This window comes from Halobacillus sp. KGW1 (assembly GCF_001592845.1).
GTDB lineage: Bacteria > Bacillota > Bacilli > Bacillales > Halobacillaceae > Halobacillus.
This window is the reverse complement of sequence record NZ_LSOC01000003.1, coordinates 286,597-304,798: the sequence shown is the minus strand read 5'-3', so window position 1 is coordinate 304,798 and position 18,202 is coordinate 286,597. Positions and strand designations below refer to the sequence as shown.

The 18,202-nt window shown below is 44.5% G+C and carries 14 protein-coding genes; all 14 read left to right on the top strand.

Annotated features, from left to right (window positions below):
* The 14 genes from AXG56_RS10540 to AXG56_RS10475 all read left to right on the top strand — a co-directional run bounded on the left by AXG56_RS10540 (position 1) and on the right by AXG56_RS10475 (position 18,181).
* The gene (locus tag AXG56_RS10540; protein WP_062514370.1) at positions 1-1,068 is read left to right on the top strand and encodes a glycosyltransferase family 4 protein; all 1,068 of its coding nucleotides are present in this window, start codon (positions 1-3) and stop codon (positions 1,066-1,068) included.
* A gap of 159 nt (positions 1,069-1,227) precedes the next feature.
* Positions 1,228-2,598 carry a sugar transferase gene (locus AXG56_RS10535; protein WP_062514368.1) on the top strand — a complete coding sequence of 457 codons (1,371 nt, stop codon included), beginning with the start codon at positions 1,228-1,230 and terminating at the stop codon, positions 2,596-2,598.
* Positions 2,599-2,611: 13 nt separating this feature from the next.
* Positions 2,612-3,361, top strand: a complete 750-nt coding sequence (locus AXG56_RS10530) for a glycosyltransferase family 2 protein (protein WP_062514365.1) — start codon at positions 2,612-2,614, stop codon at positions 3,359-3,361.
* Positions 3,362-3,400: 39 nt separating this feature from the next.
* Positions 3,401-4,462 carry an acyltransferase gene (locus tag AXG56_RS10525; protein WP_062514363.1) on the top strand — a complete coding sequence of 354 codons (1,062 nt, stop codon included), beginning with the start codon at positions 3,401-3,403 and terminating at the stop codon, positions 4,460-4,462.
* A gap of 265 nt (positions 4,463-4,727) precedes the next feature.
* The gene (locus AXG56_RS10520; protein WP_062514361.1) at positions 4,728-5,495 is read left to right on the top strand and encodes a tyrosine-protein phosphatase; all 768 of its coding nucleotides are present in this window, start codon (positions 4,728-4,730) and stop codon (positions 5,493-5,495) included.
* Positions 5,496-5,739: 244 nt separating this feature from the next.
* Positions 5,740-7,794, top strand: a complete 2,055-nt coding sequence (locus AXG56_RS10515) for a S8 family serine peptidase (RefSeq protein ID WP_062514359.1) — start codon at positions 5,740-5,742, stop codon at positions 7,792-7,794.
* A gap of 338 nt (positions 7,795-8,132) precedes the next feature.
* Complete coding sequence (locus tag AXG56_RS10510) at positions 8,133-12,413, top strand: cell wall-binding repeat-containing protein (protein WP_235601512.1); 4,281 nt, start codon at positions 8,133-8,135, stop codon at positions 12,411-12,413.
* A gap of 108 nt (positions 12,414-12,521) precedes the next feature.
* A complete protein-coding gene (locus AXG56_RS10505) occupies positions 12,522-13,205 on the top strand; it encodes a DUF421 domain-containing protein (protein ID WP_062514355.1) in 684 nt (227 codons plus the stop codon).
* A 163-nt stretch (positions 13,206-13,368) separates the two neighbouring features.
* Positions 13,369-14,538, top strand: coding sequence for an acyl-CoA dehydrogenase family protein (locus AXG56_RS10500; RefSeq protein ID WP_062514353.1), 1,170 nt, complete (start codon positions 13,369-13,371; stop codon positions 14,536-14,538).
* Between the two features lie 15 nt (positions 14,539-14,553).
* Positions 14,554-15,318, top strand: a complete 765-nt coding sequence (fabG, locus tag AXG56_RS10495; protein ID WP_026578156.1) for a 3-oxoacyl-ACP reductase FabG — start codon at positions 14,554-14,556, stop codon at positions 15,316-15,318.
* 13 nt (positions 15,319-15,331) lie between these two features.
* Positions 15,332-15,766 carry a MaoC family dehydratase N-terminal domain-containing protein gene (locus AXG56_RS10490; RefSeq protein ID WP_008637657.1) on the top strand — a complete coding sequence of 145 codons (435 nt, stop codon included), beginning with the start codon at positions 15,332-15,334 and terminating at the stop codon, positions 15,764-15,766.
* Complete coding sequence (locus tag AXG56_RS10485) at positions 15,763-16,176, top strand: MaoC/PaaZ C-terminal domain-containing protein (RefSeq protein ID WP_008637658.1); 414 nt, start codon at positions 15,763-15,765, stop codon at positions 16,174-16,176. The genes AXG56_RS10490 and AXG56_RS10485 overlap by 4 nt, the downstream gene beginning before the upstream one ends.
* 12 nt (positions 16,177-16,188) lie before the next feature.
* Entirely contained in the window at positions 16,189-17,418 is a 1,230-nt protein-coding gene (locus AXG56_RS10480) for an acyl-CoA dehydrogenase family protein (RefSeq protein WP_026578157.1), read from the top strand.
* Positions 17,408-18,181, top strand: coding sequence for an SDR family oxidoreductase (locus AXG56_RS10475; protein ID WP_008637662.1), 774 nt, complete (start codon positions 17,408-17,410; stop codon positions 18,179-18,181). Before AXG56_RS10480 ends, AXG56_RS10475 begins: the two co-directional genes overlap by 11 nt.
* Positions 18,182-18,202 lie beyond the last annotated feature (21 nt).

The window sequence follows — 18,202 nt, the reverse complement described above, 5'->3', positions numbered from 1 at the left end:
ATGAGGGTTCTTCTTCTCACGGATAAATTAATATTTGGCGGAGCGGAAATGTACTTTTGTAAATTGGAAAATCGCCTGCAGCTTCCCGGTACACAGTTTTACTTTGCCTCTAGCCCTGGAGAACTGACTGAAAAGCTGTACCATAAAGAGAATTACATTCAACTACAATTAGGAAAGCATATGTACAATTTAAGAAAACTAGCCGACTTTATTAAACAGAAGCCCATTCATGTTCTCCATGCAAACAGTCTGAGAATGGTGATCTACGCAATAATGCTTAAGCACATGACGGGAAAAGTTTTTAAAATTATCTATACCAAACATAATATTACTTCTATGGAAGTGCAAAGTCGCTCCTTGTTCGCGTGGTTGATAAATAAGTATGTATCATGCGTCATAGCTGTAAGTGAGTATGAAAAAGACAAATTGACTAGATGTGGAGTCCATCGTGAAATAATTAAGGTAGTCTATAATGGCGTAGACTTGGAACAGTTTGCGTTTCAACCCAGAAAGGAAAAGAAGAAGTTTCGGGTAGGTATTCTGGCAAGGTTATCGGAAGAGAAAAATCATTCGCTTTTTATAAAAATTGCAAATGAAATGAGAAAAGATGATCGATTCCACTTCTTCCTTGGCGGTGAAGGTCCGGAAGAGCAAAAACTGAAAAAAATGATTGCTCAGCTGGGAATTTCCGAGAGTGTGAAAATGCTGGGGAAAGTAAAAAAACCCGAACAATTTATCAGGGACATGGATGTATTGCTGCTCACTTCTAAGCGGGAAGTCTTTCCTATGGTGATTCTGGAATCCATGGCAGTAGGAACGCCGGTTATATCTATTGATCGTGGAGGTATAAAAGAAGCGGTGATTGATAAAAGTTCCGGATACCTTATAAAGGATCATACTGTGGAGGAATATTGTGAGAAGATCCGCTATTTAGCTTCCGATACATTTTCTTACGAAACCATGGCAATAACAGCCAGAAACAGGGTAATGCATCATTTTTCTCTGGATCGAATGATCGTGGAAACTTTGAATGAATACAAAACACCACTTGAACAGTCTAACCAATAATTCAATCATAAGAATAAATAACTTGAAATTAGTTTTACAGCCTTCCTTTTAGTCGTTTAGTAAGAAGAAGTGACTTGTAAGAGAATAATAAGAGGCGATACCTACCCTTTTGTTCTTTATAAAGAATTTTATTTTGTTATAAAAAAGGAGTGGAGGATTATGAAAGGGCAGTCACGCTTAGTCCGAATGGTATGGTGTTTAGTTGATTCAGCTGTTATAGCAATCAGCTATTTTGCAACGGAGAAGATATCCAAACTTTGGGGTTACGCTGGATTGGAAGAAACGGAAATTCTCTTCGTACTTTCCCTATTACTTTCCATTCTTACTATTCAATTGTTCGGCCTTTATGGTAATTGGCTGAGGAAGCCGTTCGGGTACGTCATCACCTCTCTTGTGCTTGCGATGATAACAAGTGCTTCAATAACTGGTTTCTTGGAATTGTTTCTATCTATTCGTTCCATTCCACTTAATTTATACCTACTTATCTTGCTATCTCAATCAGGATTACTAATGATGGTACGGTTTGTTCTATGGAAAAGTTACCGGAAGCTAGGAAAAGAAAAGGTTTGGGTAATTGGATCATCACATTTTAGTGTTCCTGCTTCTTTATTTAATGACTGGTATCGTGTAATTGGTAGGTCGACTTCTGTAGAGGGATGGAGAAACAACACAGAGGCTCAAGAGGCAGACGTACTTCTAGTCGGTCCGGATATAATACAAAGTGAAAAAAGTGTTCTGATGAAATGGGGAATGGAGAAGAAGCGGGAAGTCCTAGTAGTTCCTGAGCTCTATGAGTTATTGATTAAAAGATCCGTTGTAGAACAATTGGAGGATCGGATGGTTTTCTCTATCAAACCAGAAGCGACAAATCATAAAGGAAATGAATTTTTAAAACGTTCTATGGATCTCATTCTCTCAAGCTCCATCATTTTATTCTCTCTGCCTATACAACTATTATTATTTATCCTAATTCCTCTTACATCTCCAGGTCCTGCGCTATACAAACAAGAGAGGATAGGAAAAAATGGACGAACTTTCTTCATCTATAAATTCAGAAGCATGATCACTGATGCAGAGAAGTTAACAGGTCCAATACTGGCCAGCAAAAAGGACCCTCGCATTACAACATTAGGGTCCTGGATGCGCGCTGTCAGGCTGGATGAACTGCCTCAGCTTTACAACGTTTTATTCGGAACCATGAGTTTAGTGGGGCCAAGGCCGGAAAGGGAATTTTTCATAAAACAATTTAGTAGCCAATATCCGGATTATAAATACAGACATATTGTAAAACCTGGTATTACGGGATTAGCGCAAGTGATGGGCAATTACACCACCTCTCCGGTGGAAAAGCTGAGGTTCGATCTTATGTATATTAATAATTGCAATTTATGGATAGATTTAAAAATTATGTTGCTAACTGTCCAAGTACTTCTTCATAAGGAACAAGCGGAAGGGTTACGCAATGAAACTGTAAATCAGCATGATAATAGTGATCCAAAACGTATTAAGAGGAATCGTGCGGTACATTGAAGGGAGAGACAACATGGATAAGGTATGTATTATTACACCTACTTATAATGCAGATGCTTACATTCTTGATACTATTCGCTCGGTACGGGCGCAAACATATATCAATTGGGAAATGATAATAGTGGATGATGGATCAATAGATAATACAATTGATCTCGTTAAAGATCAATTGTATTTAGACAGCAGAATTATTCTAATACAATCAAGTAAAAATCAAGGTCCGGCTTATGCTAGAAATAAAGGTATTATGGCATCCAACAGCCGATATATTGCTTTCCTCGATAGTGATGACATATGGCATCCAAATAAACTAGAGAGGCAGATAGCTTTTATGAAAAAGATGGATGCTTCTTTCACGTTCACATCATACCGAATTATGAAAGAAAATGGACAAACAACCGACAAAGTAATGAATGTATCTGAACAAGTCACGTACGCCTCACTTTTGAAAAACACATCGATTGGAACCTTAACGGTGATGTTAGATAAGCAAAAATTAGGGGCGGTTCAGATGCCGTTACAAAGCAATTGTTCAGAGGATTATGGAATGTGGCTTAATATACTTTCAAAAGGAGAAGTGGCTTATGGCCTGAATGAAGTTTTGGCTTTTTATCGTAAGCGCCATAAATCTCTATCCAGTAATAAATGGATATCTGCTCGTAAAACCTGGAATACGTATAGAAAAGTCCTGGAGATCTCCATCCCATCTTCCTGTTGGTGTTTTCTTCATTACGGATATAACGCTTGGCGCAAGCATTCCTAACCTAAATGGATAATTCTATCTGGAAGGGATGGATGTGAAATGTCGAAAACATCTCGTCTTGAAATTGTTCAAGTAGCCCGGGCTATTGCTATTCTATTTGTTTTAGTAGGTCACACGAACATAACATTTATGAAAGTTTACAGATATGATTGGTTCAATATTGGGAGTTGGGAAAAAACCGGGGGTGTCGATTTCTTCTTTATTGTTACGGGTTTTATGATCTACTATTTATATCATAGACATATAGGTAATAGCAGAAAAGCAAAACAGTTTCTATTAAAGCGTATTCTACGCCTGATCCCATTATATTGGTTATTTACTACAGCTGTAATAGTTGCTACTCAATTAATCCTCGATATGCAATATGACTTTCAGACAATTATAAAATCATTATTGTTAATCCCTGGAGATCCCGTGCTCGATTCTGCTTGGTCCCTGACCTATATATTCCTTTTCTATATTTTATTTTTCTTTTATCTTATCACACCAAACCTTATGCGACTTGTAATTTCAAGTATAGTAGTTTTAATTCTTTTGGTTGAAGTTCGACTACTTCCTTTTCTACCCAGTTCTTATTTCAGTATATATCTAGTAGAAATACTTGGAGGGAGTTTTGTAGCTTTCATTTCGGGTAAGGTAAATGATGAGAGAGGATGGTTATGGGTTCTTTTTGGCCTGGGAGGATACATTTTAGGCTGGATAGATAATATATACGGGCTCATGCCTTTCGAACCAACAGTAACATTCGGTCTATCAGCCATGATCCTTATGTACGGGATTTCCCAAAAAGATAAGGTTGATAGAAAAATTCCTATATTACTTTCTTTTCTCGGTGATGCGTCGTATTCGATATATATTGCTCACGGCCCGTTTCTGCAACTGTATATACTTTTACTACTGAAGTGGGGAATACTTGAACTTACAAGTCCAGGAACATGGATGGTTTCTTTAATGATTTTAGTAACCTTCTCCTGTTGTATGACTTACTTACTTATTGAGAAACCAATGACAAAATTTTTAAGAAGAAAGTTGATTTCCGACAGCGGCCCAAGCTCTATACCTATGCCAGTTCCAATGGCTGAACAATCTACGTTCAAATAATTTTAAAATTGTAAATGTTTTATAACGAACAATCGTTGTTGTGTTTTTGTATGAAAATAAATTTAATTGAACAAATACTATTACTTATTTAATTAGTTTGACGTTGTACATTAGTTACTAATCAACTATAATAAAAATAGATTCTTTATAATGAACTAGAGCGCTGTAAATCTATAGGCGTTTTATTTTTTTATTTCTGTTCTTAACAGTGAACAGTCTGTGTTTATGTCGCACAAATAGAAAACTAATAGAAGAGGTGGATGTTATGATCGATTTACACTGTCATATACTTCCAGGTATAGATGATGGAGCAAGCCACATGGAAGAAAGTCTTGAAATGGCCCGAGCAGCACTTAAGCAGGGTATCGAGACGGTTGTAGCTGCGCCGCATCACCAAACATCTGAGTATTATAACGAACCACAACAGATCATAGAACAATGCAGGAAATTAAATGAACGTTTATATGAAGAAGGAATAGACCTTACTGTTCTGCCTGGACAAGAAGTTCGGCTCCACGAGGAATTCATAAAAGAGCTGGAACAGGGAATGGTCCTTCCGATAAATGAAAAAAGCGGGTATTTATATGTAGAGTTTCCGGAGAATACTGTTCCGCATTATGCCAAGCAGATGCTTTACGACATGCAGATGGCGGGATATAAGCCTGTGATTGTCCACCCGGAACGGAACCGTACACTTCGGGAACAGCCGGACCTTCTCTATCACTTTGTTAAAAACGGCGCGTTCACGCAGTTATCAGCCGGGAGTCTTGTCGGGAAATTCGGCAGGGATTCCCTAAAGTTTGCTTATCAGATCATTGAACATAACCTTGGACACGTCATCGCCTCCGATGCTCATGACTCAAAGAAACGGGGGTTCTTCCTGAAAGAGGCGTATGATAAAGTAGGGAAGAAATTCGGAACGGATATGATGTATCAATTCATGGAGAACGCCCATGTCGTACTGGACGGAGAAATGGTCTTCACCAATCCACCGGAGCGCATCCGTGTGAAGAAGCGGCTGGGTTTATTCTAACGGGTATTTACGTATCAAGCATAGTCGACATACATTCGACGTCTTTGAAGCTAACGACCCAGAAGCCGTTAACTTCAAAGACAGTCTGAAAAAGCACACCATTTTGTGGTGTGCTTTTTATTTGAATAATAGTAAGAAAAAAACTCGGAAACATTTAAAAGTCTTGTATTTTTATGTAAACTGAATGAGCGAAGGAACTCATATTTTGTGGAGATAGGAAAAGTTTTAGAAGAGGAGTTGCGATATGAAATCTAGAAAACTATGGGCAATTCTCATTGTCCTTGCAGCGGTTTGTTTTGGAAGCAGTCACGTCATGGCGGAAGAGGACGCGTCTGTTAAGCTGATCGTCAAATACAAGGACAGGGTTACGACTCAGTCGACAGATCCGGTATTTCCTCTGGATGTAGTGGAAACGGACAAACGAAATTGGAAAGAGAAGAAAGAAGATCTTGAGCAGGATCCGGATGTGGATTATGTGGAGCTTGATGCGAAAGTGTACTCGCAGGGTGCTCCGAATGATACGTTCTACCCCGATCAACAGGTAACCTTTCAGAGAATGAATGTAATAAAGGCTTGGGACCGTTATAAAGACGCTTCCGATGCAGACCCTGTAGTCGCCGTCGTCGATTCAGGTGTGAACGCATCTCACCCTGATTTAAAGGGACAGGTAATTAAAGGGACCAACCTTTTGGAAAGAGGTCAGAATCCAACAGATCATTATGGTCACGGAACACATGTAGCAGGGTTGATAGGAGCAGTTACGAACAATAAGACAGGAGTTGCTTCTCTATCAAAAGGTGATGTCAGAATTATGCCTGTCAAGATGATGGAAGAGAACGAAGGGAGCGTATCAGACCTTATTGATGGTATTGAGTATGCGGTTGATCACAATGCAGACATCATCAACTTGAGCCTCGGTACATATACCTACCGCTCTTCTTTGGAAGAGGCTGTCCAATATGCCGTCGAACATGGGGTGCTTGTTGTCGCGGCGGCCGGAAATGATGAGAAGAACGATACGCTTTATCCAGCGGCATTCGATCAGGTAGTCGCGGTTGGAAGCTACGACCTGAACAAGAAAGAAAAGGCCTCGTTCTCGAATTATGGTGCCGATATCGATGTCGTTACACCGGGGACGGATTTAATCAGTACATATTTGCAAGACGATTACGAATATATGGAAGGAACAAGCATGTCCACCGGCCATGTAAGCAGTCTGGCAGCTATGGTAAAGAATCAAGCTCCTTTCCTGACCGGACAACAGACGAAGCGTCTCATCGAACAGTCGGCATCCCCGGTAGCCGGTGCGTATGATTTAGGGAATGGGATGATTGATGCAGAGAAGACGCTCGCTCAGATTAAAGAATCTCACAGAATCTCAGGCGCCACCGCTGTCGATACGGCTGTCGAAATATCTAAACAGGGTTGGAATGAGCTTCAGCAACAATCCTTGATGGTGGATGGACGTAAACAGGAAGGTAAATTTGTCATCCTCGCAACAGCCAAAGATTTTCCGGACAGCCTTGCTGTATCACCACTCGCCTCCTACTTGAACAGCCCGGTTCTACTGGAGAAGAAAGATAGCTTATCTTCAACTGTTGCGAAGGAATTGAAGCGTCTCGGTGCAACCGATGTGATCATGGTAGGTGGTACCGTTGCTGTCCATCCGGATGTTGAGAAGGATTTGAAGAAAGCGGGATACCGAGTTCATCGCATCAAAGGTGCCGATCGTTACGAAACAGCGATTGCTGTCAATGAGCTGATTTCTTATGACACCAATAAAGCATTTGTTGTTTCAGGTCAGGAATTTCCGGACGCTCTTTCTGCTGCTGGGTACAGTGGGATGAAGCAGTATCCGATTATTTATGTGAAACAAAACAAGATCCCGGAGAGCGCCCGATCCTACTTGGAAGACCTGGGTATTACGAAAGCCTATATTGTCGGTGGAACGAATCCGGTTTCCAACGAGGTGGAAAAGGAACTGGAGGCTCTCAGCCCTTATCGGATATCGGGTGCCACACGTTATGAAACGAATGAAGCCATGCATCGCACCTTTGGAAATAAGCAGGCAGATACCCTCTATTTTACGACAGGTAGAAACTTCCCTGATGCCATGGCGGTGACGCCGCTTGCCGTCCAATCGAACAGCCCTGTCCTTTTGACGAACCAAAATAAGTGGACGACTATGGAACGCAGTATGAAGTTATTCGGAGAGCGCGCCGACTACCATATTATCGGCGGTTCAGAAGCAATCAGCATACCGTTGGCATGGAAAATCGACCGGGTTCTAATAAATTAGTAGTTTCTATAAAACTTTTCTTACAAACGAGTAGAAAATTAACATTTTTCCTTTGCTATCTTTTTTTGCAGGGAATTAGTAGTAGAAATTTAAGGTATAGAAAAGGCTGTCCATTTCGGATATCCCAGCCTGTGAATTCCGCGGTTTAAAAAGGCCTAACAACAGTTAGGTCTTTTTTATTAGGTAAATATTCTGAATTTAATAAATAGTTTGACCTTAATACAACTGTAAAGTAAAATTAATATTGTAATTTTTTGCAATATTTTAATAAATAAAGGAGGTAGAGGAAGGATTTAGTTTGTCAGATTACCAAGAAAACCAGGGAGGTTATTATTTTGGTGTCAAATAAGAAGAATATGAAGAAAAAAGCGCTGTCCGTCCTAGCCAGTGCGGCGATCGTAGCTTCTTCCTTTGCCGGAGTCAGTACATATAGTCCGGGAGCAGTACAGGCAGAAACGAAGGCTCCGAAGACGTTCAACACGCTGTTGAACCAGGAAGAAGTCCTGAAGCTTGCGAATAACGAAGCAGCTACACAGGAACTCGTAATCATCGGTAACGGGAAAACGGATGCTACGAAACAGTTGGAGAAGCTTGGCGTAAAAGTCAAACAAAATCATAAGAACTATGGTTATTTAGCCGATGTACCGACAAACAAAATATTGGATGTCGTCAAACTAGATTCCGTCCGTACGGTCGGAGAGAATGCTAAAGTGGAGCTTGCACCACTGGAGCCGAAGGAACTGAATGCCGATAAACAGAGTGCAGTCGATCCAAAAGCAGATGTCACTCCGGATCAATTGGAAACGCATCCAGCGACAGGGGTCGATGAAATTCAGGATAAGTTCAGCGGAGAGGGGATTCGTGTAGGAATCATTGATTCCGGTCCCGATCCAGGACATGAATCTTTTACGGATCTTCCTGAATTGACAGATGAAGAAAAAGACTCAGGTGTCACGGTGGAGGAAAAATTTGAAGATACACGCAAGTATGGAGATTCTAAGATAACTGAGGTCCGAGATTATACGATCTCTGATTTTCACGCAGCAAACACTGGTGTTTATCCCCTTGAAGACAAATACGCCGAATATCTGGAGAATGAACCATACGGTTATTTCTCAGAAGGTGATGTCGTCTTCATGGAAATTCCAGAAGAATTAGAAGATGCGTTTTCCTTGGATGAAATCAATCCAGATGGAGAAGATGCTTATTTCGGTAGCACCCATTTTAATGCGCTTGCAGACTTGAATGGGGATGGAAGCGAAGAAGTAGATGAAGACGGCAATCCTGTGATGGACAACTTCGGGGTGCTGCTTGTCGGTGATGAAGTGTACATCGATACAGATATCGACGGAGACTTCACGGACGAAACGGCTTATAAAAATGGTGAGGCAGGTACGTTCGATGTTGATGTGACAGACGAAACGGTCGGTGCCAACTTCCGAGTAAACGATATGAACCGCTATGAGGAAGACTTCGGCATTAAAACGGTCAACCTGTTTACGGACTTGAACGGCCACGGTTCTCACGTAGCAGGTATTTCCGCAGCGGATGGACCGCTACGCTCTAACGCGTATGGAGCAGTTGCAGGAGAAGGTGTCGCACCGGGGGCAGATATTGTCGGTATGCGTGTTTTCCAAGAAGACGGCGGTGCCTACACATGGAGCATACAAACGGCCATGATTGATGCGGCTCTACCGGAATCAGAAGGTGGGTTCGGCGTCGATGTTGCAAACTTAAGTCTCGGTTCTTCCCCTGACTTGAACGATGGTACAGGAAGTTACGGCGAGTTGATGACGCTGCTTTCCGATGATTTCGACATCGTTTTCGTCACATCTGCCGGTAATGCAGGTCCGGGGATCGACACGGTCGGGTCTCCCGGGGATGTAGGCAGTGTTATTTCTGTAGGGGCTTATATCAACTCTGAGATGTGGGCGAAAGAATATAACAACTTCCCATATGGAAAAGATAAAGATGGCAATCCACTTGATGGGGAAGGCTTATGGTACTTCTCATCTGTCGGACCGAACGAAGCCGGTGATCAGAAGCCGGATATCGTAGCACCTGGTTCTGCTTATGCCGCCCAGCCGGTTCACCAATATCAAGCAGAAGGCCAGACAGCATATGATGTCCTGCAGGGTACTAGTATGTCAGCGCCGTACGTCGCAGGTGCTGTTGCCGTTCTGAAGTCAGCGGCAGAGAAAGATCGTATGCCTTTTGATTACGAGCTTGCTCGTGAAGCATTGATCCAGACGGCGAGAGAGCTGGATGGTTATGATCGTGCTCAACAGGGTGGCGGCTTGATTGATGTGCCGGCTGCTTATGAGTATATGCGCGATAACTTCATCAGTGAAGTGAAGGATGTCGATGTCACTGTATTCCACGGCGAGAAAGTCGCCGGCGGACCAGGCCTATATGTCCGTAACAAAGACATCCCTGAAACAGTGGAAGTTCTTGTCCACAACACATCCGATGAAGCGAAGAAGTTGGAAGTGAAAGCTTCTGATGATTGGTTTACGCCTTCTGTTAAAGAGGTTTCTCTTGGTGCAGGAGAGTATAAGTATATTACGGTCAATTATGATGCCGAGAAGCTGAAGACGGGCGTCAACGCCGGAACGCTTACATTTGACGATCCTTCTACACCATACGTAGAAGCGCGCAGTGCCCAGACGATCGTTACAGGGTATGAGTTCACAAAAGAGAACAAGCACCGCTTCCGCGCGACGGATGAAGTGCAGGCCGCTCAAACAAAAGGATATACATTTGATGTAGATTCCGGTGTGAGTGAGCTTCGTTTCACACTTGATGCCGTAACGGAGGGTGGCGAAGAGCAGGCAAGCGTCCGTCTTATGGTCTTTGATCCGGATGGAGTTCAAGTAAATGTACCTTCTACCGGCTATGCCGGCTATGGTGGTAAAGACTTGGATGAATATGTTGCCTCCTCACCTAAGCAAGGGGTTTGGGAAGTACATGTATACGGTGCTACCAATCCTGAACAAGGAAAAGAAATGAACAAATATACGTTGGATGCCGTTGCTCAGGACTTCGTCAGTGAGCCGGGTCGTATAGATTTAGGTAAAGTTTCTTCTTCCGAGAAGATAGATAAAGAAGTTACTTTCACGAACTATATGAAGGATGCAAAAGACGTTAAATTTGAAACGGTCGGATTCACAGGACCGATCAAAGACACGATTAAGGGAACAGTGAAGCAGGATACGGAAGCATCCCAGGTGGATGGAGAAGTTATCGATATTGATATCGAGAACAACGTGTCTCTAAGTGTGGATGTTGCCCCGGCTGCCCCGGCTGATTTGGACTTGTTCCTATTCCGCGACGGAGAACTGGTAGCAGCCAGTGCGAGTGCTTCGGATAGTGAAGCTTTCTCTGTTAAAGGACTTCCGGATGGACAATACCAGATTGCTGTTGACTACTTCGGTACAGGTACCGCTTCTGTCGATTACACCTTGAATATGACAGAAGAAAAGGTCCTTTCCTATGATTCCGAAGACAAGGGTGAAGGATCCGTTAAAGCAGGGAAAGACGCTGCGAAAGTGGACGTTGGACAATCTGTAACGGTTCCTGTCTCCATTACGACACCGGAGAAATCCATCAAAGGATACTCCGCGCTTTACATGGTCGACAAAGCGACAGATGAAGTGCTCGATCTCGTTCCAATTACGACAGATGCGGACATTGTACAAGTGCTGTCCGGAAAAGAACGGGTAGGAACAGCTATTGAAATTTCTAAGGAACTTTATCCTGATGGCGGTGCAGATACAGTCATCGTAACCACAGGATTTAACTTCCCGGATGCTCTTTCTGCCGGACCACTAGCTTCCGCAGCAGAAGCACCGATCATACCGGTAAACAGTAAAGGTAAATTAACAGATGCAGCCCTTAAGGAAATCAAACGCCTTGGTGCGAAGAACGTGTATCTGTTAGGCGGTGAAGGTGCGGTTTCTAAAGAAGTGTTCAGCCAATTGAACACGATCAGCATTGCATCTGATAAGGTTGAACGTTTGTCAGGTGACACCCGTTATGAAACAAACCTTGCGATCGCAGATGAGCTGCAGAATTCCTTTGGATTCGAAGGCAACGGTGTCTTCCTTGCTACAGGTAAGAACTATGCGGATGCTTTGAGTGCTGCTTCTCTTGCCGGAGCAGAAGGAATGCCGATCGTTTTGACAGATGGTAAGAAGCTGTCTAAAGAAGCAATGGCCATCCTGGAAGATGAAGATGTCTATGTTGTCGGTGGAACTGGTGTCATCTCGGATGACCTGGTGAAACAAGTCGACAAGAAGGCTCTTTCCGTGGAACGCCTGTCCGGTACGAACCGTTACGGTACGCTTGTATCCCTGTTGAAAGAGTTCGGACCGAACACTGGTGAATTGTATGTGGCAAGCGGACGAAATTATCCGGACGCTCTCGCAGCAGCACCACTGGTAACAGGTAATGGAGGATCGCTTCTATTGGTCGATCCAGAGAAGCTTCCGAAAGAATTGGATGCTTATTTGACGAAATACGTCTATACGACTGATGTTACATCCGTAACCGTTCTTGGTGGAGACGGCGCTGTCAGCCCGGCAGTTAAAGAAGCTCTACAGAAGAAAGTTACAGAATAAAGTAGTCGCAGGAGAGTACTTTCCCGAGTCAGGGAAGGTACTCTTTTTGTGTATAGATTTCGTTCGGCTCCTGATAATAGAAGATAAAGAAGATAGGGAGTGAACGAAATGTCTACTGTGGAACTTATCCTCAGGCTGTTACTTGCCTTTACGACGTTACTTCTTCTTACTAGGTTGATGGGGAGGAAAGAGATATCCCAGATGACTTTCTTTAATTTCGTTTCGGCAATCTCTGTAGGCACAATAGGAGCTTCACTTGCCATTGATTCTACCCTGAGTGTTCGGAACGGCATCATCGCTCTTCTTGCATGGAGTGTCTTTACCGTTCTGCTCGGTTATTTGGATCTCAAGTCAAAGCCTATCAGGGAAGTGATGAACGGGCAGCCCATCATCTTGATTAAAGATGGAAAGATAGAAAAAAATGCCTTAAAGAAGGCACGCCTGGATTTGGATGCGCTGCGGGTATTGCTGAGGAAAAAGAATGCATTTGCGGTCGCTGAGGTTGACATGGCTGTGTTTGAAATCGACGGTACGGTTTCTGTCCTGAAATACCAGCAGAATAGAACGGCTACGAAAAGGGATACCGGTACTCCACCAATCAGAAAAGTGTACCCTGCGCCGACGACTTTAATAGCGGATGGAAGAAAGATTGAACACAATTTGAAAGAATTGGGCATTACAGAGCAGTGGCTGGATGCAAGGTTGGCAGACAGTGGTGTGCAGGACATAAAAAATGTCTATTATGCAGAAGTACAGGAAGATGGAAAACTCCATGTAGATTGCAGCGAATGAAAATGAAACACCTAAAAAAGCCGCCTGTTTTTCCAGGTGGCTTTTTTAGGTGTTTCATATGGATATTTCTTCAAAAGTTGTTGTTTTTTTAGAAAATTTCAAATAATATAGAAGTAACATACTAACCGGTAGGTATGTGTATCGATGAAGAGGGGGAAAAGTTATGCATTTACGTTTGACCGATGAACAGGAAATGGTCAGAAAAACAATACGAAAATTTGTGGAGAAAGAATTGATACCTCTTGAAAATGATGTGCTTAGAAGTGAACGGGAAGGAAAGCCCAGTCTTCCTGCCGGGAAATTAGAGGAGCTGCAGCAGAAAGCGAAGGATGCCGGGTTCTGGGGCATAAATACCCCTGAAGAATATGGAGGAGCTGACCTCGGTCAGATGATGCTCGCCATCGTCATGATGGAGGTTTCCCGCACGTTCGTTCCGTTTCAGTTCGGTGGTTCTGCAGACAATATTCTTTACTATGGGAACGAAGAGCAAAAGGAGAAATACCTGCTCCCTACCATCAATGGAGAGAAGAAATCCTGCTTTGCCATGACAGAACCGGGGGCGGGATCGGATACGAGGAACATAAGGATGACGGCCGTGAAAGATGGAGACGGCTGGGTGTTAAACGGGGAGAAAACATTCATCACTGGTGGAAACGAAGCGGATTTCGTTATGGTCATCGCCATCACGGACAAAGAGCTTCACCAAACGTCCAACGGAAGGGAAGGAGTCACCTGCTTTATCGCTGACCGCGATATGGGGTGGAAGTCTGAATATATTCACACGATGGGAGAATGGGGACCGGCGGGGCTTGTTTTCGACAATGTACGTGTCCCGGAAGAAAATATTCTCGGTGAACTTCATAAAGGATACGACCTCGGCTTGGAATGGATTGGCTTCGCCCGCTGGATCGTTGGAGCACGGGCGGTCGGCGCAGCAGAACGTCTTCTCAATATGGCAATCGACTACGCCAATGAGCGGGAAACCTTTGGTAAGCCGATTTCAACGAGACAGGCGATCCAGTGGCAGATTGCTGATTCCGCAGTAGAGATTGAAGCGGCGAAGTGGCTGGTGTTAAACGCTGCGTTCACCCTGGATCAGGGGGAAGATAACAGACATTATGCTTCGATGGCCAAACTGTATGGGGCTAACATGGGAAACAACGTTATCGACCGCGTCTTACAGATCCATGGCGGCATGGGGTATACGAAGGAACTGCCGATTGAGCGCTGGTACAGAGAAGCGAGGCTTTGGAGGATTTACGACGGAACAGATGAAATTCAAAGGCTGATCATATCTCGAAATTTACTTAAAGGGCATGTGAAAATTGGATAAAGGAGGGGAAGCATCATGGCGGACAGATTTAAGAATCGTGTCGCTTTTGTAACCGGTGGAAGCCGCGGGATCGGCAAGGGTATTGCCAAACACTTGGCATTGGACGGTGCAAAAATCGCTGTCATCGATATTAATGAAGAAGCGCTGCAGGAAGTAGAAGCAGAATTTAAAGAAGAAGGACTTGAGCTGTACACGAAAGTCGCGGACGTCAGTGACTTCAGCCAGGTGGAAGATGCGATGCAGGAAGCCTATAAGCGCTTTGGATCGATCGACATTCTTGTCAACAATGCTGGTGTAATCAAAGATAATATGCTGTTTAAAATGACAGCAGAGGACTGGGATACAGTCATGAACGTTCATTTGAAAGGGTCGTTCAACGCTGCCAAAGCTGCACAAAAGTACATGGTTGAAAGTAAATACGGAAGAATTATAAACATTTCCTCCACATCTGCTTTAGGAAACCGGGGACAGGCAAACTATGCCACAGCGAAAGCCGGCCTGCAGGGGTTTACAAAAACGCTTGCCATTGAGCTTGGAAAATTCGGTATTACCGCAAATGCCGTTGCGCCGGGATTCATCGAAACAGAAATGACGAAGCAGACGGCTGAAAGGGTAGGAATTTCTTTTGAAGAAATGATTCGCTTAAGCGTTCAGAATATACCGGTAGGCCGGAGCGGGCATCCGGAAGATATTGCGAACGCAGTGGCGTTTTTCGCTGACGAAAAATCTTCGTTCGTAAGCGGGCAGGTCATCTATGTCGCCGGTGGCCCGAGAAACTAAAAGGAGGATACCTATGTTTAAACATGCGGTCGGAAAGAAATCCGAAAAAGTGAAGAACACGGTAGAGCGGGGAGCGGTCATCAAGTTCGCCGAGGCAATCGGTGACCCTCACCCTGTTTATTTGGATGATGTCGCTTACACGCGTAATATTGCTCCACCAACATTTCCGAGAGTGTTTGATTATGGAAGCGTGAAGGGTCTGGATCTTCCCGCTAAAGGGCTTATCCACGGAGAGCAGCACTATCATTATGAGCGCCCGCTGTTCGTTGGGGAGGAAGTGCTCTGTTATACGGTCATCGAAGATTATTACGAACGGAGCGGCTCCAGCGGCAATATGGGATTCTTGAAAGTGAAGAAGTATGGAGAGGACTTGGAAGGTCGTTTGATTTTCTCAGAGGAGCAGACAGCGATCATTACGGAGGCGGTCAGGAAGGAGATGCGCGTATGACGAATTGGAAAGCTGGGGAAACCCTCGATACGGTGACGATGAAACCGGTAACGAGGCTGGATTTGATCAAGTATGCAGGAGCATCCGGCGATTACAATCCGATCCACACGATCGATAAGGAAGCGGAAAGGGCAGGACTTCCGGGGGTGATCGCTCACGGCATGTGGACGATGGGGAATTTGTCCAAGCTGTTTACTCCTTACTATGACCAAGGCTTCATCCAGGATTATTCCATCCGCTTCAAGGGCATGGTGTTCCTTGGTGATGTACTCACCCTTCATGCGGAAGTGGAAGAGGATACGGAAGAGAAGACTACGTTCCGCGTGTATGCAAGGAATCAGAAAGAAGAAGATGTCATCAAAGGGAATGTTGTATTTTGTAAGCGTTTAATAGAAGCGCCTATTCATTAAGGAGGATGTTATATGTACTTTGAACATTCCGATAAGGTAAAAGCCTTGCAGGAGAAGTTGAAGGAATTCATGGATACACATATCTACCCGAACGAAGCGATCTACGAAGAACAGCTTGGAAAACAGGATCGTTTCGAGAACATTCCGCCAATCATGGACGAATGGAAGCAGAAGGCCAAAGAAGCAGGGCTTTGGAACTTGTTCTTACCGGACAGCGAATATGGAGCAGGTTTGACGAACATGGAGTATGCTCCACTGTGTGAAATTATGGGACGTTCCTTCGTCGGACCGGAAGTGTTCAACTGTGCGGCACCTGACACAGGTAACATGGAAGTGCTCGTCCGATACGGAACGGACGAGCAGAAGAAGCAGTGGCTTGAACCGTTATTAAACGGAGAGATCCGTTCCTGTTTCTCGATGACCGAGCCGGATGTTGCTTCATCGGATGCTACGAATGTGCAGACGAGTATCACGAGGGTCGGGGATGAATATGTCATCAACGGAACGAAATGGTGGTCCTCCGGAGCAGGAGATCCTCGTTGTAAAATCAGCATTTTAATGGGTAAAACGGACCCCGATGCACCGAAGCATGAGCAGCAGTCGATGATTCTTGTTCCACTGGATACAAAAGGCGTCACTATCAAACGGATGCTTCCGGTATTCGGTTATGACCATGCGCCTCACGGTCATGCGGAGATAGAATTCAAGGATGTGCGCGTTCCGGCCACTAATTTGCTTTGGGGAGAAGGAAAAGGATTTGCCATCGCACAAGGCCGTCTCGGCCCGGGACGTATTCACCACTGTATGCGCACAATCGGTGCAGCAGAACGCGCGCTTGAACAGATGTGTGCACGTGTTCAGGAACGTACAGCGTTTGGAAAGAAAATCGCGGATCAAGGAGTTGTTCGGGAATGGATCGCTGATTCACGGATAGAAATCGAACAGGCCCGTCTTTTGACACTGAAGGCTGCGTACATGATGGATACAGTTGGAAACAAGGAAGCAAAATCGGAAATCGCGATGATCAAAGTAGTGGCACCCAACATTGCCTTGAATGTCATCGACAGAGCCATCCAGGCTTTCGGTGCTTCCGGTGTCAGTGAAGATCAGTCCCTTGCCGCAAGCTGGGCCAACATCCGCACCCTTCGTCTTGCGGACGGTCCGGATGAGGTACACCGGCGTGCGGTAGCGAAGTATGAACTGCAAAAAGCTTCAAAGAGGAGCGAAGTCCATGCACGCTAAAGACCTTTTCGATTTAAGCGGCAAAGTAGCCGTCGTTACCGGAGGTGGTCGCGGGCTTGGGAAGCAGATCGCGCTTGGCTTGGCCGAGTCAGGTGCACATGTCGTCGTTTGTTCAAGGAAACTAGAGCCCTGTGAACAAGTGCGTGATTTGCTTAAAAAAGAAGGGGTCGATGCGCTGGCGTTCGAGTGCGACGTAACAGATGCTTCCAGCATTCAGCATGTGGTCGATCAGACCGTGGATCATTTCGGCCGCATTGATATTTTGGTCAATAACAGCGGGGCGACCTGGGGAGCACCAATGGAAGAAATGCCGCTTGCAGCCTGGCAGAAGGTCATGGATGTGAACGTCACAGGAACGTTCCTCATGTCCCAGGCCGTAGGAAAAATAATGCTGGAACAAGGAGAAGGAAACATTATTAACATCGCTTCCGTAGCTGGAATGAAAGGGTCTGATCCGGAACAAATGGATACAATCGGTTATAACTCAAGCAAAGGTGCCGTCCTTACGTTTACAAAAGATCTTGCCGTCAAATGGGGTCCCCGTGGTATCCGCGTTAATGCGATTGCACCTGGATTCTTCCCGACGAAAATGTCCAAGGTTCTGATGGAGCGGGGAGAGGATACGTTTCTTAATCGGACGCCTCTGCGGAAGTTCGGCGGCGATGATGATTTGAAAGGAACGGCAATATTCTTAAGTTCACGGGCGTCGAACCATATTACAGGGGATGTCGTCATCATCGATGGTGGTTCTCATGCTATGTGACATTTTCGAAGGGAGTGGAGT